This window comes from Rubripirellula obstinata (assembly GCF_001642955.1).
GTDB classification, from domain to species: Bacteria; Planctomycetota; Planctomycetia; order Pirellulales; family Pirellulaceae; genus Rubripirellula; species Rubripirellula obstinata.
The window spans coordinates 1-23,052 of record NZ_LWSK01000052.1; the positions used below are offsets into that span (position 1 = coordinate 1).

The window sequence follows — 23,052 nt, forward strand, 5'->3', positions numbered from 1 at the left end:
AAACGAACTAACACGTTTTTTCCGGGACCAAATCTCTTCACGGCGTTGGGCATCGCCCCGCGCGTAGTGCTAGCCCGAACGCGCGGGGCGATGCCCACGCGGCTAAACGAACTAACACGTTTTTTCCGGGACCAAATCTCTTCACGGCCTACGTCATGGCAATCATAACGCCCCTTTTAATCGTCCGTTTTGGCGACTGACAACTGTTTGAAATACGCGTCTGTTTCCGGGTCATGGCCTTGAATCATCAGCGTGCCTGATTCGACTTTCGATCCCTTTCTAGGGTTCTCGTTTGGCGGTCGATCATCGTAAAAGTTACTGACCTGAATCCCCTGGACCCAGGCTGCCATGGTGGGCCCGTCGGCAACCAACAGCAGCGTCGACCAATCATCGATCAGCCCTGCAACCAAGCGGGCGTTTTGCCGTTTGAAGAAACCGCCGGTTCCGTAGTCGGCTGGGACAAGAGGGTTTCCGCCTTCGGCTTGGTTACTGAGTTGGCATTCGTAGCCCATCATTTCCGAGCCCTCGATGCATCGGAAAAAGATGCCTGAATTCATTTCAGGTTTGGGCATTTTGAACTCGGCCAACAGCACAAAGTTGCCATACGATTGCTTGGATTCTAATTGGTTCCGCCCGCCCTTGGCGTGTAACCAACCTTGGTCGTTGACCGAAAACTCGCCGGGCATTTTGGGATACTTCGTCCACTGCGAAAGCTTTTTGTCGAGCGTGTTTTCCAGCCCAAGCGGTCGCAACCGAATCTCACGAAATTCAATGCTGCCCTTTTTGTGTTGCAAGCCAATTCGCCCTGCCGGGAAACCGATTTCGTCGGTGTACTCACAGACTCCTTCGCCTTCGATCGAAACCGTGATGTCATTTTCATTGACAACAATTTCCAGTGATCGCCAATCGTCGGTTGGCACTGTTTTCGATTGCGATTTCTGTTTGCCGACGACGCTGCCGGTTGGAAAGGCAGGGGCATTGTCGGCAAGATTGATTTCAAAACAGTCAACGCCGGAACCGTCGGGTTCCAGAGGCGTTCGCAGAAACACACCGCTATCGGTGTCTTTGCCGCAACGATATTGAAGTCGCAGTTCAAAATTCAACCAAGGCATCGACGTACACAACAACGACTCTTCTCCCCCGGTGACGGCAATCGTTTGATCTTTGACGGACCAATTCGCCGGGCCAGCGATCTCCCAACCGTAAAGCGTGTGGCCGTCAAAAAGTCGGATCCAACCCTCGGCCGCAACTTCGGCTGGTAATCGGGCGGCCAACAATTGCTCGGCACTGGCTTCGTAGGACTGCGGTGCCACGATCACTGGCGGTTTGGCAGTCGGGTTTTCGGTGATGGTTTGTTGTTTACAGCCGGTGGCTAGAATGATGACAAACAGGACCAGACACGCAGCGAGCGGTTCCCTGTGCCGAAGCGGCGACAGCAACGCGGTCGCAGCCGATTCGCTGTCGGCCCTTCGGGGCTTCGCGTCGGAATGAACTTGTATCCTGGGGCTGACGCCCCAGGCTAAGTGCTGCCGCCACTTCGTGGCTGAGGTGCGGCTGACCAGCGGCGATCGCTTATTGCGTTTCATCGTATCCATACCTTTGAAAGTATTCTTGCCATGCTTGTTTAATCTTTGTCTCGTCTGCTTCGCTAAGGCTGTGCTTGTTGACTTCGTAGCCGCGATGTTCAGTATCAACCCAGGACTGAAACGTCGGGCGAACAGACTCGAAGTCTGCGAGATGAAGCTTGTCGTAGATCCGCTGCAGAGTGCCGACGGGATCCTTGGTTAGTTCTTCGTAACTGATATCGATCATACGCCTGCTAGACATCTTGTCACGATCACGATGAAAAGCGTTATACATTCGCGAGAAGCATTCGATCACGTACTCGGGCAAATCATCCTCGCAAGGTTTCTGCATTGCTTGAACTTCGTCCAGGCTATTCCACAATCGACAAGTCGATGGATACAGCGCTCTTGGATCGCGAGTGATGTGAATGAACTTTGCATCGGGGAACGCCTCGGCCAGTTGAGCGATTCGGCCCGTGTGAGTTGGGCTCTTGATGATCAACGGTCGGCCCGTCGAGACGCTGACGGCAGCAAAAAAATGTCGCAGTTTTGTTAGCCAACGAAGGCGACTTTTCTGATCAATGCTGCTGAGGTCCAAGTAGTCAAGATCGACCGCTCCTTCATTCGGAAAAGCAATCCGACGATAGGGTGACGGCAGCCCCAAATTCATCAGCGCAAACTCGTCTTCTTGCGGCCGGTCCCAACCGGCGGCCATGTTGTCCATCGGTCGCTTGCCCGGCAACAACCATGTCGCAAACCGCCGAAAGAACCACTGTGAAATGAGGAAATGGTGCGGTGCAAAACATTGGTAGGTGGACGGACTGCTGTAACGTTCGTCGCGGACCATCAATTCATGCAGCATCGTGGTGCCGCTTCGCCAATGCCCAACGATGAAGACGGGCGGCCCGTGCAGAACGGCTTGGGCGAGCCGTCGGCCAAAAAACAGTCGCTGAATCCCAGCCATGACGGTATTGAAGGGAGTCGCAATCGAAATGCTGATCAGCAACCCGAAACGGCTTGGATGAATTCTGAAACGACCAGATTTCAGCAACGAAAACCACGCAACCGGTCGCATCCCGTGCCAAAACCGGGGCGAATAGAATGGATATCGATGGAACTGGGATGTCTCAGCCAAAAAACTGATCAGGGTAGCAGAGTTAGAAATCAAAAAACGAAGGAACCAAATCGGCTCACCCACTGTAGTTGACTACCGGATGACCGTGCAGCGGGATAGATTACTCGACACACCGATTGCCCGTTCGAACCCATGTTTTCCGAATCAAAATGCCCCCGATCCCCATTCACAATTCAACTGACGATTCCGATTCCCCGGAAGCCCGCGAATTATCGATGGTGGATTTGCAGCGACATATCCGGGAAATGTACTTTGAAAAAGACGCCGCACGTGGCGTGGACGGTACTTTTATGTGGTTAATGGAAGAAGTGGGCGAGCTAGCGTCGGCGCTGCGGGGCGACGATCAAGAAAACTTGGCCGAAGAGTTCGCTGACGTGATCGCTTGGTTGGCCACAATCGCCAACGTCGCCGGCGTTGACCTCAATGCGGCATTGGTCGCCAAGTACGGAAGCGGTTGCCCTGGCTGTTCTCGGTTGGTTTGCCAATGCCCCAACAGCGAGAAACCTTAGCCGTGAATCGTAGCCAAATTTGGATCTTTGCGGTTCTGTTGGCCGGATGGAATGGAGCTGCGCTGACCGCAATTGTGGCCGCTGCGGAAGATCAGGCGGCTGCTAAATCCGCCAACGTGATCGCATCGGCTGGCCTCGATGGGCACTACCGCGTCGGACGCTGGACAGGCATTCGTTTGGCAGAAATCAATTCGGCCGATACCGTGATCCAGACTCGTGATGGCGACGGCGTTCGAGTCGACTTCAAAAGCCGGATGACTGCGGATGGTCCGTCGGATTGGGTTTACGTTCTTCCTGGCAGCGAAGCCGCGCCGTTGTCGGTCGTTCGCGATGGTGAAACGATCTTGAAAGATCGATTGCCGACAGTGGGTTCGCCCAGCCGCGGACCCGCAATGCTTCCCGTCGACATGCCCTGGACCGTGGTCTTTGGCGACCCATTGGGGCTGGACAAAATCGGCAAAAATGAACTCCTTCGCCGCGCCGCAACCGTGGCGGTCACTGTCCCCGAATCGGCCAGCGACTTACCCGATGCAGCGATCGGATATGACGCGATCGACGTGATGCTGGTCACCGGCAGCGGCGCAGACGTCTTGTCACAACTGGATCAGACGCAAGCCGACGCGGTCGTGGGTTGGGTGAAGTCCGGCGGACGCATGGTAATGACGCTTGGACAATCAGCACCCGACTTACTCGCCGCAGCACCCTGGCTAAGTGAACTGCTGCCCTTTGATCCTTCACAAATCGTTTCGATCAATCCCTCGGCAATCGAGACCTACACCGCGACCCAAACCCAGCTTGATTCGTTCGATGGAATCAAGCTTCCGCGTGAGAGCGGCAAAGTGTTGGTGATGGGCCGAACCAATCGGCGAACAATCACACCGATTGCATCTCAGTTCAATGTTGGTTTCGGAACCGTCGTGGTCGTCGCAGCCGATTTGGACGCGGAACCTTTTCTTGACTGGCCCCAGCGGTTTGATTTCGTCACCGCGATGACGGGCGACAGTGTTTTGCCGCCCGATGCAGCCGACAAAGTTCAATCACGGCGAACCGCCTACGACGATTTGGCCGGTCAACTTCGCATGACGCTGGACCAATTTCCGATTCGCCGCGGCGCGGGTTTTTCAGTCATCGCACTGATCTTGCTGGGACTGATCGCGCTCATCGGGCCGCTTGATTATTTGCTGATCAACCGAGTTTTGGGCCGACCACTGCTCGGTTGGATCAGTTTCCCGGTGACCGCCATCGCGATCTCGGGCTTGCTGGTGTGGCAATCGCTTCCCGACGCCAAGCGAGTCTCGTCGAATGAAGATCAGCCCAAAGGAATCCAGTGCAATCGAGTCGAGTTTATCGACATCGACGCCGTCAGCGATCCCGTCATCGGACGCGGGGAATCCATTAACTTCTTTTACACGCATGACGCGGGCAGCTATGACGTCAACATCGCGATGGATGACGACATGCAAGCGATGGCGACCAACATCTCGTCCTCCGCGGCAGCCTTTGGTTATCCCGGCCAGTCCTTTGGTGGGATTCAAATTGGACTCGAAGACACTCGCTTGCCCGCGTATGACGCAACCAGTGATCTGGATCACGATCCTAGTCTGCCGTTGTTAACTGGGCTGCCGTTGGCACCGCGCAGCAGCAAGGGTTTCTTTCACCGTTTTAGTTTTCGCGGCGAGTTGTCGTCACAAGTTGAATTGCGTCGCCGCCGTGGCAGCGAATTACTGCAGGGCGAACTGGTCAATCCGCTGCCGGTCGATTTGCTCGATGGAATGTTGATCTTTCGCAATTGGGTTTACCTATTGCCCACACGTTTCAAGGCCGGCGGACGCGTCGGTTCACTGAAGGAACTGCGTCAAAAGAATTTCAGGTGGTTGTTGTCGCGGCAGCAAGCGATTGAAAGTTCATCGCAAACCGAAGCTTGGGACCCGGGGCAAACCAATGACCTGCGACGGCTAGCCGAAGTGTTGATGTTCCACCAAGCCGTCGGCGGAACCACCTACACACAACTGAAACATGAACCGCTATCGCATCTCGATCTAAGTGACGCCCTAACCAGCGATCGATGCATCCTGATGGGGCGGCTGGAAACTTCGCTGACCAATGTGAACGTCAAGTCAACGATGATTGATGAACCGATTCAACCGGGCGGAGAAACACTATCACTGTTACGAGTCGTGTTGCCGGTGGTCACAGCCAAGCGATAGGTCGAACGCATTTTGAGAATTGATGCGATGGCGAGGATAACCACGAATGTTGTGACCGCCTGTTATCCGTGGTCCCGCGAAAGCCATCCGTGGTTAACTCTTCGTTGTAGCCGGTTTTTTGCTGGCCACAAAAGGCACAGAAGACACAATGAACCCGCTTCGAGGAAACTTGGTGATCCATTAACATGATTCCGACGTAGAAATTCCGCCGAGATCACTTTTCCAAACGCATCTGAAACTCCACCATGATCAAAACCGTTGACCTGACCAAGAAATACGGCGACGCGTTCGCGATCAAGAGCATTGATTTGAACTTGGATCCGGGTGATTTGTTTGGGTTCATTGGGCCAAACGGGGCAGGGAAGACGACGACGATGCGGATCATCGCAACGTTGTTGGAACCCAGTTGGGGTGAAGCCTACGTGTGTGATTACAGCGTTCACACATCGCCCAAGGAAATTCGCCGCTTGGTCGGTTATATGCCCGACTTCTTTGGCGTTTACGACGACATGACGGTGGTCGAGTATCTGGAATTCTTTGCGGCTTCGTATCGCATCGGCGGTGAGACGCGCCGCAAGCGTGTCAACGAAATGCTGGACATTGTTGACTTGGATTTCAAGCGAGACGCGTACGCCAATACGTTGTCTCGCGGACAAACACAGCGACTTGGACTCGCACGCACGTTGCTGCATGACCCGCAAGTGCTGCTGCTTGACGAACCTTTGTCAGGCTTGGATCCGCGGGCTCGGATTGAGATGCGAAACCTGCTTCGCAAACTTGGTGAGATGGGGAAGACGGTGATCGTTAGCAGTCACATTCTGCCCGAGCTTGCCGATGTGTGTAACAAGATCGGCATCATCGATAAGGGCGAACTGAAACAGAACGCCACCAAGCAGGAAGTCATCCGAATGGTTCGGCAGCACACCGTGTTGGTGATCGAACCAGCGTTACCTGAAAAGATGGATGAAATTTCAGGACTACTTTCCGATCACGCACTGGTCCAAGGATGCGAGACCGGTGACGGAGCGGTGCGAGTGGTGCTAAAGAGCGACGCGCAGGACTACAGCGAGCTGCCACGATTACTGATCCACAACGGAATCGACTTAAAGAGTTTCCGCGAAGAAGAGCTGGATCTCGAATCAGCCTTCATGGCGCTGACCAAGGGCACCAGCACACGAATGTAGATGTCGAGGATAGGCGAGGATAACCACGGATGGCTTTCGCGGGACCACGAATTATTGGGCAGTCACAACATCCGTGGTTCCGCGAAAGCCATCCGTGGTTAATTTTTCTCCGATGTTGCCCGATCTAATTCCGCAGCCGCTAAAACCCGCAGGGTGCGATTAGTAAACCGAAAGTGCCGAAAGTTTCGCGAACACTCGAACCACTGACGTGCCGAAAGGTAGAAGCACCGGCAATACGCTGAATGTCATCCTTTACGCTGCGTTTCCGAGACGATACTCAATTCATGCACCGATCAAGCTACGTAACGTTTGTCGTCTGCATGCTACTGAGCATCACGTTGTCTGCGACGCAAGCCTCTGCCCAGACGCTCGACGACAACGGGCTTTGGTTCGCTGCGTTTGGGAACGGGACGATCGAGTCGACGTCTGATCGTTCAACACCGCTTCTGTGGTGGTTTGACGCTCACTACCGACTACGTGATGACAGCGACGGATTCAACCAAAGTATCCTTAGGCCAGGACTGGGCATATCTTTGGTCCAGGATCAAGCCTTGTGGGCGGGATATGCGTGGATTCGCACATCGCCAACTAGCGGTTCAGCAGACTTTGATGAGAATCGATTCTGGCAGCAATGGACGGCGACTCCGTCCGCGGGCGATTATCGATTTCTGCACCGAAGTCGGTTTGAACAACGCTGGGTCGAGACCGGTGATGACGTCGGTCTGCGTTGGCGTCAATTGCATCGTGCGCAGAAGATCATCACGAACTGCCCGCAATGGTCGCTGATTGCGTGGGATGAAGTTTTCTTCAACTTAAACGACACTGACTGGGGAGCCGATGCGGGTCTCGATCAAAACCGCGCTTTCCTCGGGTTCGGGTACAAGTCTTGCCCGCACGCCCCAGTCCGCACCGAGATCGGTTACCTCAATCAATTCATCAACAACCAGGGCGGAAACGACGGAATGAACCACATTCTGTCGATCAACTTCTTTTTCTAAAATCGCAACCACGGATACTTCGCAGTCACAACATCCGTGGTTCTGCGAAAGCCATCCGTGGTTAACTTTCCTTCGTTACAGAATCGAATGTTCGCCCCCGATTCGACTGGACACGATCGCCACACCAAGAGACGCGTTCTTACCGACGCTATCAAGCTTCGTCCCATCCCCAATCAGCGGTTTCCAAATTCGCTACATCACCCCTTCCGATCGTCCCGTTACTCTCGGCACGAACGGTCGCCGCGGCGATCAAAATCGAAAGCATCCAAACTACAATTGCCAATCGCTTTACAACTACTAATCGCTGCGTGATCATCTGACTGTTCCCCATGCTCCAGACTAGGCCACCTCAACCCTTGGGTCTAACGCACTTTAGGCTTGGCGGCAACAAAAATCTTGCTGATTGTTCAAAGGTGTTCACGCACGCTCCTGGACGCAAAGGGTTGTGAAGTGGGCAATCCTTCAAAGGCAGGCTACCGACAACCTTGGTGGCACACGGCTTTTTGGTGATCAATGCATCATTGGGTTAGCCAAAACTCCGTCCGAGCTTCTTTGTCCATGTTGCACCGAAACCGAATCCTGTCCCACCGCCCTGACCGATGGCGAACAGGTGGTCGAACTCAGCGAGTCTTTCGAGAAGATGTCTTATCGCTGTAGAAACGAAATCGTGCGGGAAATGAATAGGTGAACCACAGAGACACAGAGCTTTTGGATTTGATTCCTTTCAACAACTCTGTGCCCCTCTGTGTCTCAGTGGTTTCAGCTCACCAATAGGAGACTATGCAAGATCCTTGTCAATTCCCAAACCCGCTACGGAAGGCGGCGAAGTCGGTCAGGCCGATGTTGCCGTCGCGGTCGGCGTCCAAGCCGCTGTTGAAACCATTGTTCAGATCCTGAGCGTCAAAATCGAGCCCAAACGTTGCGCGGAACGCTGCGAAGTCTGCTAGGCCGACTTGGTCGCTGGCGTCGTCGTCGCCGTACTTGCGGAAGAAACTGTCGATAAGCGTCTCGCTTTTGGCGCGGTAACGCAATTCATAGTTGCCATTAGCCAACGTCGGCAAGACACTGGGATTGGTTCCCGAGATCACGGAAGGCCCACCGGTAAACGTCAACGTTGCAAGCGTTGAACCGTCGCTAACGACTTGCGACACCGCGATGCCAGTGACCAGTTGATTGGTGGTCGTGTTACGCAATTCAAAGTCAGTGGGCAGAACCTCAGCGATCCCTTCAAACAGAACTTCGATCGATGTCAGTTCTGACCGGCTAGATCGAGTATCGTTGATCGTAACGGAGTCATTGCCAATCGATGCGCCAATCGTGACCGCATAGTCTTCCACCTCACCATCAGCGGCTAAGCCAGTTGGGCTTAGCCCACCAGCACTGCTGACGCGTACCCGAGCGAACGTGGCACCGGTCGTCGCGTCCGGGGGAGCGTTGTAGTTGAGTGTCTGTAGTCCGCTGCTAACCGAAACGCTATCAAGAATCTGTTCGTCCTCGTCCCACATCCCGTCTTGATCGAAATCAATCCAAGCATCGACCAAGGCGTCATCTGCATTTTGCAGTTCAATATTGATTCCGGCTTGTTCGCCCGGCACAATACCGCCAAAAAACACCCCGTCTTCATCACTGCCGTCGCCATCGGCGTTCGGGCTGGGTTGCCCGTCAATTTCGGCATCACGGGTGTTGCCAAGACGTGGGCCAACGGCAATGTGCCGCGCGCCGTCCTGAGCAACCAATGTCGGGAACCCTTCCAACGTCGCTGTTTGGAATACGATATCGCTGTCGGTCCCCAGACGTTCACCGGCCACGAATCGATCGCTTGCTCCGAACGCTGAAACCCAGCGTCCAGAGCTACTCGCAGCAATGCTAAAGCCATCGTGGACTTGTGTGCTTAGGCTCAGCGGTGCGGGAATCGACCAAGACTGCCCATTGTCGCTGGAAATAGCAAACCAAACGCGGTCGCCAGCAGCGAAGCCAAGCACGTCATTGGATGTCCATGTCGCGATCCAATTGCCTAAGCCATCGGCAGTCACTAATCCGGTCCTTTCGTCGGATTGGTCATTGACTGTTCGATATTGCGGCGTGCCGGAACCGTCATTTAGGAACGTGAAATTGTAGGAGTCAAAAGAATGCGGATCGGACCAAGTGAGGCCACCATCGGCCGATGACGAAGCCATGATCGATGCATCAGACGAAGAAAAATCATACGCCGACCATGCGACGATTGCGTTTCCTTGTTCGTCCAACGTGAGCCGGACGCCCTGATCGTCTACGTTGGTATCGCTTAAAGCTAGGTCGCTGAGCGGTTGTGGTGCCGACCAAGTTTGGCCATTATCCACCGAACGAGAAATGATGACATCTTGGTCGGTGCCAATCGTGCCGCCGAGATCATTGTTGGTGGAACCGACCAAGATCCAATCGCCACCAGGGTGAATCTCGAGCATGTAATCGCCCGCAACTAGCCCATAAGTATATGCCTGGTCCACGTTGAGAATTTCAGGCGCACCCCAAGTCTGACCATTGTCTGAAGAACGCGAAATCACAGCTTGCGTGTAAGGTGGAACAATAGTGGAAGACCGCGAATCCCAAAGAGCAACCCAGTTGTTTTCGCCATTGGGCAATATCTGATAAAGAGAGTCATCGCGAGTGTAACCATCTTCCTGCGAGTTGATTGGCGTAGGTGAAGACCAAGTTTGTCCTCCGTCGACCGAGCGAGCAGACATTACATCGACATCGTAAGCACCGCCGCCACTCTCGACCTTGACGGAAGTCCAAGTCGCCATCCACTGATCCCGGCCGAGGTAATTGACTCGGACATCGCCGTCAGCGCTTACGCGCGAAGTAGCACTGGCATCAAGCAGTTGCGGCGTAGACCATGTCTGTCCATCATCACTTGACCGAGCAAAGTAGATGTCCCAGTCGAAATAATCTGGGCCGACGGGGGTGTCGTTGGATGACGACCAAGTTGCCACCCAATTACCCTGATCGTCGGTCGCCACTGAAGGATATCCTTCATCGTTCGAATCATAAGGTGAAGTTGGACTCAGAGCCTTAGCATTGGACCAAAACATAGGTGTCGAAACCGGAGCGTCTCCGAAATCAAGAACCAAGTCGTCCGACGATTCAATCTCGATTGCGTTGGAGAACTCAGAAGTGTTGCCAGCCGAATCTGTGATAGTGGCTGAAAGATACGCGGCTTGATCAGGCAGGGCGGCAAAACTTCGCACATGGACGGACTTGCCCGCATTCGCTTGACCGATCGTAACTGCACCTAGGAAGCCCTGACCTTCACCACGGCCCGAAGGATCTTGCTGTTCGCTCCAGAAGAATTCAACACGAAAACCGTTGCCAGCAGCGGTGTCCAGTTCAAAAACGACATCCGTCGTTGAACTAGTGACGACTGCCCGCTGAATCGTTGGATGATTCTGTAATCCGTTTGGTCCCGTATCACTATCGCCAAGATCATTGACATTCGCGCCAGCCGGACTGAGGTCAATTCCAAGCGAACCGTTTTGAAAAATGGCGTTACCAAGAATCGAGTTACCCATTCCAGAGACAACGCCGACACCCGCAGCCCCGTTGAAGGCGATGATGTTACCTGTGCCAGGTTCAATGGAGCCAACAAAGTTATCGGACGCTCCTGCAGTAAGAAGAACCCCTGTGATTCCGTTGGGAATGGCGCTGGTTCCCACTGCATCCGTTCCAACTTTATTTCCAGCGATGACGTTGAAGTCTGTTTGGACAAAAATCCCAAATCCCCCATGTCCACTGATGAGGTTTCCTTCCACTTCATCGGCAATGCCGTCGCCGTTAGTCCCAATGCGATTGCCGTTGGAACCGGGTTGAATAAAAATTCCCGTCGATGCTGGCGTAGCCGCAGCGTCGCCAGCAAGATTCGTCCCGATGTAGTTCGATTCGATAACATTGTTGCCTTGAGCCAACCCAATGCCCAATCCAGGCATTCGATTGATTGCAAAACCACGGATGACCGAATCAGTTGCGTACACAAAGAAACCATCACCTTGGTCAAGGCTTGCGCCACTGATTTCGATCATCGGTGTGCCATTCCATCCAGTTTGCGTGGTGGCATCTAAAGAAACTGAATCGGTAATCATCGGTAGTTGCCATTGCAGCGGTATCGAATGAGGTCCACTGCCTGGAATGTCGAAGCGAATTCGATCGCGTCCGACCGTCTCATTTGCGTCAAGCATTGCTTGGCGAAGAGATCCAGCGCCATCGTCCAACGAGTTGGTGACAACGAACTGCGAGACCGTCGACAGCGCTTCGACCGCATCGATGTCCGCGCCCACCGTGGTTCCGCCAGTGCCTCCATTGTTCGGATCGTCCACTAACTGAATGGCATCGAATTGCAGTATTCCTTCGGCGAAACCGGGAAAGACTTGATCAATGTCAAGCTCGGCGATCCCGCCCGCGGCGATGCCCAGTTCAAAAAAGCCATCGCCATTGGTGTCCAGTGCTGGATCCAACAGCGTCAACGTGTCACCAGTGGGACGAACCGCGACGAATGTCCGTTCGACAAATTGACCGATTTCGTGAATCCTCAAATCAGGGTCGCTTTGACCCGAGTTGGTCAGCAGGTTGTCATCGAATTGCAGTTCGACCAATCCACCACTGCCCAGTGCCAGTGTTCCCGGATCCGAAACGCCGCCACCTACCGGGAAATCAGGGGCACCGAGTGCCGCCGTATCGATGATCGCATTGGGTTCCGTTGGCGCGGGGCCGCCGCCAAACAGCGGGTCGTACCGGATGACAGAGTCGGCGAACGGTCGGGACACTTCTGTCTTGATCGAATCAAGCAGTCCGCTAAGTTCCAAAGTCGCCCGTCCGCCAGTGGCCTCGTAGAAGTTGAACGAAGAAATCCCATTGTCGCCGTTGACTTCAAACTCGTACGCTTGGCGGTCAAAGTCGACCCATTCATTTGGTGACAGCGGATCGGGTGTGATAACAATGTACGCAGCTTTAAAGTTCTTCTGCGAATTCAAATGGTTTGGCACTCGTTCGCCATCGATCGCAATGATGTCTTCGATCGACATGTTTGTGATCGCATCGGCAGTGAACGTTGTCGTGCCGTTTGAGTAGGTGCTGTTGGAAACGCCAGTGGCAATTTGAAGATCGGGAACTTCGGCGGCCGGTATCAGCCCCATCAGATAGAGTTCGATGGGACTGTAAGGAAGGGAATTCCCACCGTTGGCAATCGTGCCGAAGCCGTCCGCCTGATAAGTTCCGTCGCCCAAATCCACGAGCGTCGAACTGTCCCAGCCGCCGAGTTGTCCATTGGCGCTTGAGTATCCCCAATGTCTGCTTACGGCAGTGGGTACTGAATCAAGGAACATTCCCCATCGGTGCGCAATCTCGTGTAAGCTTGGACCACCACGTAGCGTGGTTGGGGACGATAAGTGAATGGCGCTTTGTAAGTTGCCGTTCGACCCAAAGCTGTTCGTGTAGTCGTACAGACTGGTTCCAGTTCCCGTCACATCGTTTTGCACGCCAAAATTGATCCCGCTATAGCTGGCGGACGAAGATTGGTCGTTTGTAAAGATCAGGAAGTCAAAGTCGTCTTGCACCTGTTCATAAAACTGCCCCGTCAATTCCTGCATTTGATTCCATGTCATTCCGTCCGAAACTTGGTCGTAGAGTTCTTGGCTTACTTGAAGTGAAGCAACCCGCTGCGAACCAAGAACAGTGAGGGTGGAGTCAGCCCCAGGGAAGACGGATTGCGCGTCCTGAACGGATGGGTTTGGATCAATCAGGTCGTCGATGCCGTCGCTATCAAAGTCGGTGTTGTAGACATACTGTCCACTAAAAAAATATAGACCAGAATCCGTTTCGGTCCCTAACTGAACGTAAAACCTCTCGTTTGTTGGAATGCCGGAAACGGTAACCGAAGTACTGGTCAAACCACTGTTGTTGTAGATGTCGTAAACGCCAGGGGTGGAGCCGATTCGCAGCCAGTATTCACCTGCCCCCTCTTGGGTCCATTGGAACGTTGTCGTGGTGTCAGTGACGTATGTCTCCGGCGGTGGAGAAGTCAAAATCGCGGCGGCCAATAAATTCCTGGCCTCTTGTCGCTCAAACGTCAGTTTTCGCCGTTGGCTGCGCTGGTGATTGCGTTTGCGAGAAACTACCGTTTTACGGTTTCGTCGATCGGTCAACCGTTTGAAAATGTCGATTCGTCGCGTTGGCATGGATAGGCTTTTCTTTGAGGTTATCTACTGAATCGGCTTCGCAGAGGCGAGCCGCATCTTGACCCTCTGAGCAATCACATGCAACACTTTGGAGACATTCTAAATAGCGTTTTTTAACGAAACATTTTCTTTGTGATTTTCGAAAGAATCTTTCCTGATTCGTTCGGCGTTTGGTGTTTTACTCGTAGACCGCGAGTCGCTCATTTCGTTTCGGCGTGACAGTACACGCGTTTGTGCCAGGGTGACGCACCGGAGCCTGGATGAGTTTGCTTTGCTGTGGTCGCTGACCCAATGCCATGGCGTTTCCACTAGAATGACAATCGTGTCTCGATTTCCTCTTGTGCTAGCTTCTATGTCGCTATGGATACAAATACGCCTGTGAATCAATCGCCACGATCGATAACTTTATTGCTCCACGAAATGGCAACGGGGCAGGGTGATGTGGAGAAACTGTATGAGCGGGTTCGCTTTCAGTTTCATCGAATCGCCGAGAACTTGATGCGGGGTCGGCCTCCGCATGAGGCTCCGCCAAGTACCGCGATCGCGGACGACATTTTCTTAGACATGATCGATCTTGGTGAGTTTCATTGGGAAAACCGTCGGGCGTTTTTTGCCTATGCCGCTACTGCGATGCGGCGACGGATTGCTAACCACTTCCGCGATGCCAACCGAATCAAACGAGGTGGCGACTTCCAACAGCAACCGTTGACCGGGAACATTCTTGTCGACGCTCGTTCCGACATCCCCGAGCAAATGGTTGAAGTAAGCGACCTGCTTGATTCGCTACACGAAAAACACCCGCTTGCAATCGAGGCGCTGGACCACTGGGCGTTCGGCAATTGGACCTTCGAGGAAATCGCGGGGATGATGGACAAGACCGAGCATCAAGTCGAATACTTGGTGCGAATCGGAAAGAAGATTGCGGAAAGGGCGATTCGTGAAGCAAACCACTAGCAACGAAAAGCGTGACTTGCAGATCGCTGAATTCTTAGAGCGTGCCGAAGGAGTTCCGAAAGTCGAGCAAATTAGACTCGCTAACGAAGTGTTCCCCCAGGATTCGGATGCCCGGTCGTTGGTGTTGGATGTTCTGAACACGCATTCGGGAAACCAATCCCTGATCGAAGTCTGGGACGTCGTTCGATCGAAGTCCGGTTCCAGCAAGGTCGTCGACAAAACGACGGTTGCAAGCTTTTCCACCGACAAAGACACAACACGAATTCGCACTGGATCACTGCCAACGATCCCCGGTCACAGACTCGGCAAGGTCATTGGTCGCGGCGGGATGGGGATCGTGGTCGAGGCATTTGATGAAGGTTTGCAAATCGATGTCGCGATCAAGCTGATTCGTGACAAGCTGATGGAAACCGATTCGGCTCGCCTGCGTTTCTTGAATGAAGCTCGCGCGGTCGCGAAACTAAGGCACACCAACATTGTCGGAGTGGTGCGTGAAGGTGAAACGGCTGATGGGACACTGTGGTTCTCGATGGAACGCATCATCGGCACGCCGCTCAACGAAATCATTGCCGGTGGCGTGCTTCCGATCAAACAAGCAGTATCGATAGCGCGCGGGATCTCGGCAGGGCTAGCATTTGCGCACGAGAAAAACATCCTGCATCGTGACATCAAGCCCAGCAACATCATCGTCGATCGTGAAGGTCTCGCGAAAGTGGTTGACTTTGGTTTAGCAAAGGATATTCAGGCCAACCACCAATACACGCTTGAGGGCAGCGCCGTCGGCACGCCCGCCTACATGTCGCCCGAGCAAATTTCGAAGGAATTCGGCGAGGTGTCTGCGGCGACGGACGTTTACGCAATTGGTGGCGTGCTTTACGCGATGCTGACAGGCGGTCCACCGTTTGAATTTGACGAGGATCTAAAGCTGCTTGATGCGGTAGTCAAAAAGCCCCCGGAACCTGTCAACGCGATTCGTCGATCCGTCCCCAAAGACCTTAACAGCATTTGCCTAAAGTGCTTGGAAAAGAACCCCAGCCAGCGATATCAGAGTGCCGAAGCCTTGGTCGCCGATCTTGATCGGTTCGCCAGCGGGATCCCCGTGACTGCCCATCCGATTGGTCCAGCAACTCGCAGTTACCGATGGGCCAAACGGAATCCGATCGCCGTGGCCGTGCTCGGTGCGCTATCGATACTGCTGTTTGCGGCCGCGTATTTCTGGAATCAGTCGAACCAAAATGCTGAGATTGCCGGTGCTCGTGCAGCGACGCTTCAGGAGCAAAAGCAAGAGATCAACAACAAGGCTGCTGCACTGGTAGAAGCCAACGAGTTGATGCAGCAGCAGCTCTACGGAGCCGACGTCCGCGACGCAGCAAGTTATCTAGAAGATGGTCGTTTCAAGGTCGCCTTTGAAAAGACGATGGAACTGATTCCCGAGCCGGGTGAAAAAGACCGTCGCGGGATTGAATGGAGAATGCTGTGGAACCGCATCGTCGGCCCCTATCGGATGCACTACGCCTGTGGTTCTTGGTTTGGAGATCCTTTTCAACACTTTTCACTTTCTCATGACAATCAAACGCTGGTGTTCGCAGACACGGACGTCGCATTTTTCTGGGACTATTCCATTGGGGAATTGAAGCGGACCGTTCGCGACATCAGGACCCCTCGCTACCTTGCAGACGGGAAAACGATTGCCTTTGCTCGATCCGGGGAGCTTTGGCTGGGCGATGCTGAAACACTGGAACCAAGGCTCAAAGTGAAGATTGGCGGAAATGTCAACGAGATCATCTCGGATCACGACGGGAAACACTTTGTTGTGCTCTTTGAGGACGATGAGAACTTCCATCACTTTGAAGTTCGCTCATCCGAAGATGGATCACTTCTCTATTCGGGAGCCAAGTCAGAGGCGAGACATCGAAAAGCCAAGTTCTCACCCGATGGAAATCTGCTAGCGATCGCATGCAATGATCGCTTCGTTCGAGTCATTGATTTGAAAACTGAAGAAGTCAAGGAGCTAAAGAACGGCTACATTCCAATCGGCCTCGATTTTTCGCCCAACGGAAAATACCTTATTGCCTGTCCGCTGGGCTACGTTGCCAAGATTTGGCGGACCGATAGCTGGGAAATCGAGTCTGAACTGAAGGGAAACGATAAAGCATGGAGGATGGCAAGGTTCACACCCAGTGGCGACAAGCTCATCTTGGCTGGTTTCGACGGTCGGATTTGGGAGTATCGCGTGAGCGACTGGAGATTGCTTGGTAAGCACTCCGCAGGATTGACCGTATGGTGGGGCGACATTTCACCATCAGGCAATCATCTGGTTCTTGGTGGGGCTACTGGAAAACGGAATTCGCAAGAAGGCTATTCCAGTGGCGGTGGAAACGGAATTCGCGTCTTTCATTTGGACAGAGACTTCGAGCAAGGGCTTCGTTGGGAAGACTGGGGAACGAACCTTGCGATGGGATCCCCGGACGACTGGACGCCGGCCCATTCGACTGAACACCTTGGCAATAAGATCGCCAGCGTCGCGGGGGACTCAAAATCATTGCTACTCTTCGATACCAATCTCGGTGAATCGAACGACCCGCGAACGTTCGATTTTAAGGATATCGTTGTCGAGCAATTGCAGACCTTTGGCAGTGGACGCTACTCTGCCGTTGTGCCAACCCATGGTGGACTTGGTTACGTGGATTGGACTGACCAGAGCCTGCACTGGATCGATGAAGTCCAGCGAGTGTTGTTGCTCTATCGTGACAACCAAAGCCCTCAAGAACTGTGGATTGTTGCGGATCAGGGGCTGGCTAAGTTCACACCGGGGCAGTCATCTGGGTTGCTTTGGTTCGACCTGCCCTTTGCCCCGACGGTGTTGCGTCGTTTCAACGGCATCACCTATCTGGCGGGTGGATCGCAACTTGCGGTGCTCGACGAATCAATGAAATTGAAATGGCAGTTGCAACTTTCCGAGGGGAACATCACGCAAATGGAAGTGATCGATCCGCTTCATGTGGTCTATTCAATTGGTGGTGACGAGGTTTTCAAGCAGAGTGTTGACCCATTGCGGAAGCCTAACCCTGATCCTCAACCCTGGATGGTCCTGCCCGGTGTTCCTAGCGTGATGCGGGTGTTCAACGATGGCAAGAGAATGATCGTCCAGTGCCGCCCAAACATCATCGAAGTTATCGACACCCAAACGCGGCGCACGCTTTTGGAGGCTCCCACGAACGTATTGGACGACATTCAAGTGTCCCCATGGAGCGATTGGCTGACATGTTCCGGTTACCATATCAAGCAGTTCCGTGCGAAAACGGATGCCGATGTTCTGGAGTCATTGAGGCAGATGGCGGAAGCCGATCCAGGCAGTCAATGGCTTGTCAGCATGGCAACGGACCGGCTGGTCGCTTTGATTGAGGCGGATGATTAGTCACCAAGTGGGTAACTTTCCCTCCGGGAGAGTCGGACGCGGTTGCGGCCGCAGAGGGTTTCTTCTGAGGAGGCTATTCCTTTAGGCTGACCGCGAGATCGTAGCCAGGGATCGGTTGTCGATTGGGTTTGCGCATCGTGACATCATGGGTCAGGATTCTTTGTTGGCCGACAAAATAGTTGGCGTTGTCGGCGACCTTTAAGTTATGGGTTTGCCGCCTGCCACCATCTTGAATTTCGACGACAGCTTGTGGTTCTGCTGCACCGTGCAGGAGATCCCCCTTCTTAAGCTCACTGGCTTTTTTCCAACCACTTCCTGAGACCCAGAAAAGATGTCCGCGAGTGCATTGCAGACTTTCTTTACCAGCCGAAACGATAAGCGTGTCGGCGGGCGGACGATGGGTGGCCTGGAAGACCGGCTTCCAATCCAGGGTCCCAGTTTGAAGACTTTGGGTCAGAACAAAATCACCAGGCACGATGGATTCGATGGGCCGGGGACCACGCTGGGTGACGACGGGTGTTCCAGAAACAAAGCACTCGCACGATCGCGGAGGTGGGGCTTGAAAAGAAACTGCGGGACTATTTCGCTCGACCAGTGATGTTCGTAAGTACTTACTCTCTTGTAATTCGACTTCATTAACATCATCCCACCACCGCCACATGGAACCCGAATCCCCGGCAAAATTGATGCCGGCAATGTGGCTAAGCAGGTTTGAAATTTTCTCATTACGACGCTGCTGAACGCGGTTCTGTTGAGCCACGCTTTGAGCTGTCGCTTCCGCATCAATCCTCGCCTGAACATACGCCGCTTGCCCGAGGTCTCGATTGAATGCATTGAAGAATGCATTCTCTAATTCAACCGGAAGACCTGCGGGTGCTATCTCAGTCTCAACCCCCACCTGATTTCGATTTTCAGTATTTCGGATTTCAGTATTTCGGATTTCAGTATTTCGGATTTCACTGGGGCCGACCATCTGCTCATTCACCACAATGACTCGTTGCGTGTTGATGTTTTCCTGCGAGAAAATCTTGCGGACACCAATGAACAATCCATTGCGATCGAATATGGGAAGGATACTGGCGTCAACTTTGGACGCGATCATCCCCAGCAATTCGGGAACAAATTCGTGTAGCGGACGCTCGGCGAGTGCATTGGTTGCCTGCTTGCGAATCTCGGGGCTGGGATGAAAAAGAGCAAACCTGCACAGTGTCCGTGAAGTTCCGATCGTATCCACTTCGGTAAACCATCGCAGCGATAGCTGGGCAGTTTCGGGTGAACGATTTGCAAGAACCGATTCAATCGCCGGACCAGCCAACGGATCCTTGATTGATGTAAGTTTGTTGATTGCATTTTCAACGACTCGCGTAGAACTTGATTCCAATCGAGTCGCAATCTGATGAACTTCTCTGCCGTAACGTCGCATGGACCTGCGGGAAAAATCGGCATCGCTTTGGAACCGCCGGACTTCATCGGGTGCTACCCAGTCGCCGCCCATCGCGACATACCCGAGCGCCCGTCGCGCCGGAGTATGATCGGCGTTGAAAAACAAAACTCGTTCCAAGTGTGCGCGGGCGCGAGCGGGCAACTTGTTGTTCATGCACCACATGGCCATCGACCAATGGGCCGCAAGCGTATCCGGCCGTTCATTTCTTTGCTCGTAGTAAAGCCTGAGCCTGCGATCTTCCGACGCGGTTTGGATCGATTGTTCAATATCAATCCAAGTGCCAGGTTTGTCTTCGATGCGCCCGCTTAGCGAATGAAACAAATCCGTGTCGGCATCGATTGCGTCGAGCAATTGAGTTCGCTTATCGAGCTGACCTCTGGCTGCCTGTTTCATAGACGCCACAGTCACCTCGGCTGCTGCTGTGTCACTCGTAGCAGAGCTCTTGATTCGTGCTTCGTCCCATCCCCAATCAGCGGTTTCCAAATTCGCTACATCACCCCATCCGATCGTCCCGTTGCTTTCAGCACGAACGGTCGCCGCAGCGATCCAAATCGAAAGCATCCAAACTACAATTGCCAATCGCTCTACAACTACTAATCGCTGCGTGATCATCTGATTGTTCCCCATGCTCCAGACTCGGCCACCTCAACGCTCGGTTTTAACGAATCCATGACCTTGCGGCAACAAAAAATCGGATCATTCGACAAAAGCATGTGCCGCACGAACGTCAGTATCTCCCTGGGGTCTTCAGGCTTTCAGTGTTGGGGAAAAGGACGCTTGTCAGCGAACGCCAACAAGTGGTCGGATCGAAACGTACGATGTTAACCAACATTCGCTTGGTCCCGTGCCATTTGCAGGATGGCAAAAAATGGAGAGTCAAGGCAAAGACACGAAGAAGAACTGGACCTCGAATCGGCCTTCGTGACATCAACATCTGGATGTGATGGAGAAAATAACCACGGATGGCTTTCGCAGAACCACGGATATCGCGCAGTCACAACATCCGTGGTTCTGCGAAAGCCATCCATGGTGATGACTCTTTGGTTTGGCGTCGATTCCGTCTGGAAACGGTCTTCACACCTTGATGCGTTCTACCGACGCAGTTCCGGTGGCACGTCGGCTAGGGCGGAATCGGGTAGCTCGTAGCTTGCGCCTAGCAGTTCGCGGTCTTCGTTGACCAGTTCGGGGTAGGTGGAGCCTTGTAGGACTTCGACAGCGAAGATTTCTTGAACGACGTCCTCGAACTTGACGAAGGCGACGATCTGGCCGGTTTCGATGTTGATCACCCAGACGCCGCAGGTGCGTTCTTTCAGTTCACGTTCGGCGATCGGTACGCCGCCGAACACGGCGGTCTCGCGAACCTGTGACAAGCCGATGAACGCGAGCGGTCCGCAGAACGATAACCCTCGCGTGAACCCGGGCAGTTCGATGATTGATTCATACTTGCCGGTTGCCGGATCGATGACGCCAAAGCCGCCGGTGCCCGAATGCAGCAAGTAAAGCTTGCCGTTGTACCAACGCGGTGAATGAGGCATCGATAATCCGCTGGCGATGATTTCTTGCGAGGCGACATCAATCAGCACACCGCCATCTTTCTTGTTCGCTCGCCAACCACCGGGCTGGTCCGTTTGGCCAAGCGCGGTGACGCAGTCCACCTTTCCATCGCGAACGGCCATGCCGTTGAGGTGACAACAATCGCCGGGGATGTAGTTGGTGATGAAGGACGGTCGCCAAACGGGTTCAAAGTTGAACTTACCGCTGCGGCGAGCTAAGCAAGAAAACCGAGTGTTGATGAAGACGACATCATCATCGATCCAGACCATCTCGTGAATGTCGATATCGCCGGTCCAGTGTGCGACTCGAGGTAAAAAGCAGGCGTCGTGTGGATGGGGGCTAGCTTCGCGGGCGGGCAGTTCGTCGGTGGCTTCGCGAGCGGTGTCTAATCGAGTGCAAACCGCCGGAATGTTGTGGAACTGCCAAACCTGCATCGCGGTTCCAATCGCGATCCGGTTGGGCTGGACCGCCATCCCCATCGGCTTGTCGAACAAACGAAAGTGAGTATTGAGCACGCCGTTTTCTGGCCGCAACATCACCAGTTTTCCGGCTTGGTAGGTCGTTACCAGTAGCGTTATCCCAAGCTGGCTCAGGATCTCTGGCAGGTTACTGGTGTGGACCGAGCGGAGGGCATTGGATGTATCGCTGCCGGAAGGAACGTCAGTAGGAATGGGATCGTTCAAGCTATTTTCCACCAGACGAATTCATTGACCACCGAGACATAGGGTAACAGAGAGTCACTGAGTCGTTGCATTAGATTTAATATCCAAAGCCCTGTGTTCCTTCGTATCTCTGTGGTTTGATCTTTTCAAGCACCCTTGGCCAGCTTCAAGACCAACTGTTCTAGCAGAAACCGGTCGCGGCCATCGGCGCTATGAGTCCCTTTGAGTCTTAGGTCTGCATCCAATAGCCAGGGCAATAGGTTCAATGCTCGGGCGCGAGTTAACCCTTTCAGTTGCGTCTTGGCACGTTGGATGTCCGACGGTCGGTTGATGCCGGCGGATGACAACGCGTCTTCGAGTTGCATCTTGCGACCTTCGGCTTCGCGTTGTTGGAAGCAAGCGGTTGCCATACCCAGGCGGCGCAGTGACCACGCGATCTGCGGCAGCAGTGCGATCGGTTTCTGACCGCCGCTCATCAATTTGTCTAATTGCCGAAGTGCTTCAGCGGCGTCACCCGCAGCGATCGCGTCGGTGATCTGCCAAACCGTTTTGCCTTGCCAGCCCGCAACCACCTCTCGCACTAATGCTTCGTCGATCTTGTCACCGGGATCACGATACAACGCCAGCTTTGCGATCTCGGTATCGAGCATACCGATCTCGTCGCCCATCATTTCAAACAGAGCATCGGCGGCGTTCTTTTCAAGCTTGGCGTTGTGACGGCCTGCGACATAACCGGACAAAAATTTCCGCCGCGTCGCAGCGGTCACGCCGACCTTTGAATCGGTCGCATTGCCGCAGGCGACCAGCAGGTGATCTTTGTTGATCGCTTTGTAGACGCGAGTGTTCGACGCCAGCGAATCGAGTTCGATGACAAACCGGCTGGCTCCGCCCGGTTTGGCAACATACTTTTCAACCTCGGGTCGATGGCTGCTCAGGAATTTGTCGGCTGAACGAATCACGATCGTCCGCTTGTCGCCCATGTCGAACAACGAAGCGGTCGCCAAATCGTCGCGAAGGTCTGACCACTTGGCGGTGTCGCCGTCGAATTCAGTCACGTCACCGGCCGATGATATCACCTGCATCACCCACGACCGCAGGGCCGCATCGTTGCCGTAAACGCCTACGACGTCTGGGAACGAATCGGGCGGTTTAGGCAGAAACTCAAAAGCGTGGATCAGTGTCATGGGCGTGACTTTAGACGACGGATAGGAGGAAG

At 53.8% G+C, this 23,052-nt stretch carries 12 protein-coding genes; 6 read left to right on the plus strand and 6 right to left on the minus strand.

Annotation, left to right across the window (positions count from 1 at the left end):
• Nucleotides 1-176: 176 nt before the first annotated feature.
• On the minus strand, nucleotides 177-1,586 hold the full coding sequence (locus tag RC85_RS13905; protein WP_084422666.1) for a 3-keto-disaccharide hydrolase: 1,410 nt from the start codon (nucleotides 1,584-1,586) through the stop codon (nucleotides 177-179).
• The gene (locus RC85_RS13910) at nucleotides 1,573-2,700 is read right to left on the minus strand and encodes a sulfotransferase family protein (protein WP_235033311.1); all 1,128 of its coding nucleotides are present in this window, start codon (nucleotides 2,698-2,700) and stop codon (nucleotides 1,573-1,575) included. Before RC85_RS13910 ends, RC85_RS13905 begins: the two co-directional genes overlap by 14 nt.
• Before the next feature lie 149 nt (nucleotides 2,701-2,849).
• Here RC85_RS13910 and RC85_RS13915 point away from each other — a divergent pair, with 149 nt between their 5' ends.
• From RC85_RS13915 to RC85_RS13930, 4 genes are all read left to right on the plus strand, one after another.
• Complete coding sequence (locus tag RC85_RS13915) at nucleotides 2,850-3,209, plus strand: MazG nucleotide pyrophosphohydrolase domain-containing protein (protein WP_068263816.1); 360 nt, start codon at nucleotides 2,850-2,852, stop codon at nucleotides 3,207-3,209.
• Between the two features lie 2 nt (nucleotides 3,210-3,211).
• Entirely contained in the window at nucleotides 3,212-5,416 is a 2,205-nt protein-coding gene (locus RC85_RS13920; protein WP_084422656.1) for a hypothetical protein, read from the plus strand.
• A gap of 245 nt (nucleotides 5,417-5,661) precedes the next feature.
• Nucleotides 5,662-6,600 carry an ABC transporter ATP-binding protein gene (locus tag RC85_RS13925; RefSeq protein WP_068263823.1) on the plus strand — a complete coding sequence of 313 codons (939 nt, stop codon included), beginning with the start codon at nucleotides 5,662-5,664 and terminating at the stop codon, nucleotides 6,598-6,600.
• Nucleotides 6,601-6,884: 284 nt separating this feature from the next.
• Entirely contained in the window at nucleotides 6,885-7,598 is a 714-nt protein-coding gene (locus tag RC85_RS13930; RefSeq protein ID WP_068263825.1) for a DUF2490 domain-containing protein, read from the plus strand.
• A gap of 794 nt (nucleotides 7,599-8,392) precedes the next feature.
• On the opposite strand, the gene RC85_RS13935 is transcribed toward RC85_RS13930, so the two are convergent.
• Nucleotides 8,393-13,804: a GEVED domain-containing protein gene (locus tag RC85_RS13935; protein ID WP_068263828.1), complete on the minus strand. Its 5,412-nt coding sequence runs from the start codon at nucleotides 13,802-13,804 to the stop codon at nucleotides 8,393-8,395.
• A 378-nt stretch (nucleotides 13,805-14,182) separates the two neighbouring features.
• Here RC85_RS13935 and RC85_RS13940 point away from each other — a divergent pair, with 378 nt between their 5' ends.
• A complete protein-coding gene (locus tag RC85_RS13940) occupies nucleotides 14,183-14,758 on the plus strand; it encodes an ECF-type sigma factor (protein ID WP_160148136.1) in 576 nt (191 codons plus the stop codon).
• Complete coding sequence (locus tag RC85_RS13945; protein ID WP_068263836.1) at nucleotides 14,742-18,176, plus strand: WD40 repeat domain-containing serine/threonine protein kinase; 3,435 nt, start codon at nucleotides 14,742-14,744, stop codon at nucleotides 18,174-18,176. Before RC85_RS13940 ends, RC85_RS13945 begins: the two co-directional genes overlap by 17 nt.
• 73 nt (nucleotides 18,177-18,249) lie before the next feature.
• On the opposite strand, the gene RC85_RS13950 is transcribed toward RC85_RS13945, so the two are convergent.
• From RC85_RS13950 to holA, 3 genes are all read right to left on the minus strand, one after another.
• Nucleotides 18,250-20,181, minus strand: a complete 1,932-nt coding sequence (locus tag RC85_RS13950) for a polymorphic toxin-type HINT domain-containing protein (protein ID WP_160148137.1) — start codon at nucleotides 20,179-20,181, stop codon at nucleotides 18,250-18,252.
• Nucleotides 20,182-20,711: 530 nt separating this feature from the next.
• Entirely contained in the window at nucleotides 20,712-21,869 is a 1,158-nt protein-coding gene (locus RC85_RS13960; protein WP_235033312.1) for a TIGR03032 family protein, read from the minus strand.
• Between the two features lie 113 nt (nucleotides 21,870-21,982).
• On the minus strand, nucleotides 21,983-23,020 hold the full coding sequence (gene holA, locus RC85_RS13965) for a DNA polymerase III subunit delta (RefSeq protein WP_068263848.1): 1,038 nt from the start codon (nucleotides 23,018-23,020) through the stop codon (nucleotides 21,983-21,985).
• Nucleotides 23,021-23,052: the final 32 nt, after the last annotated feature.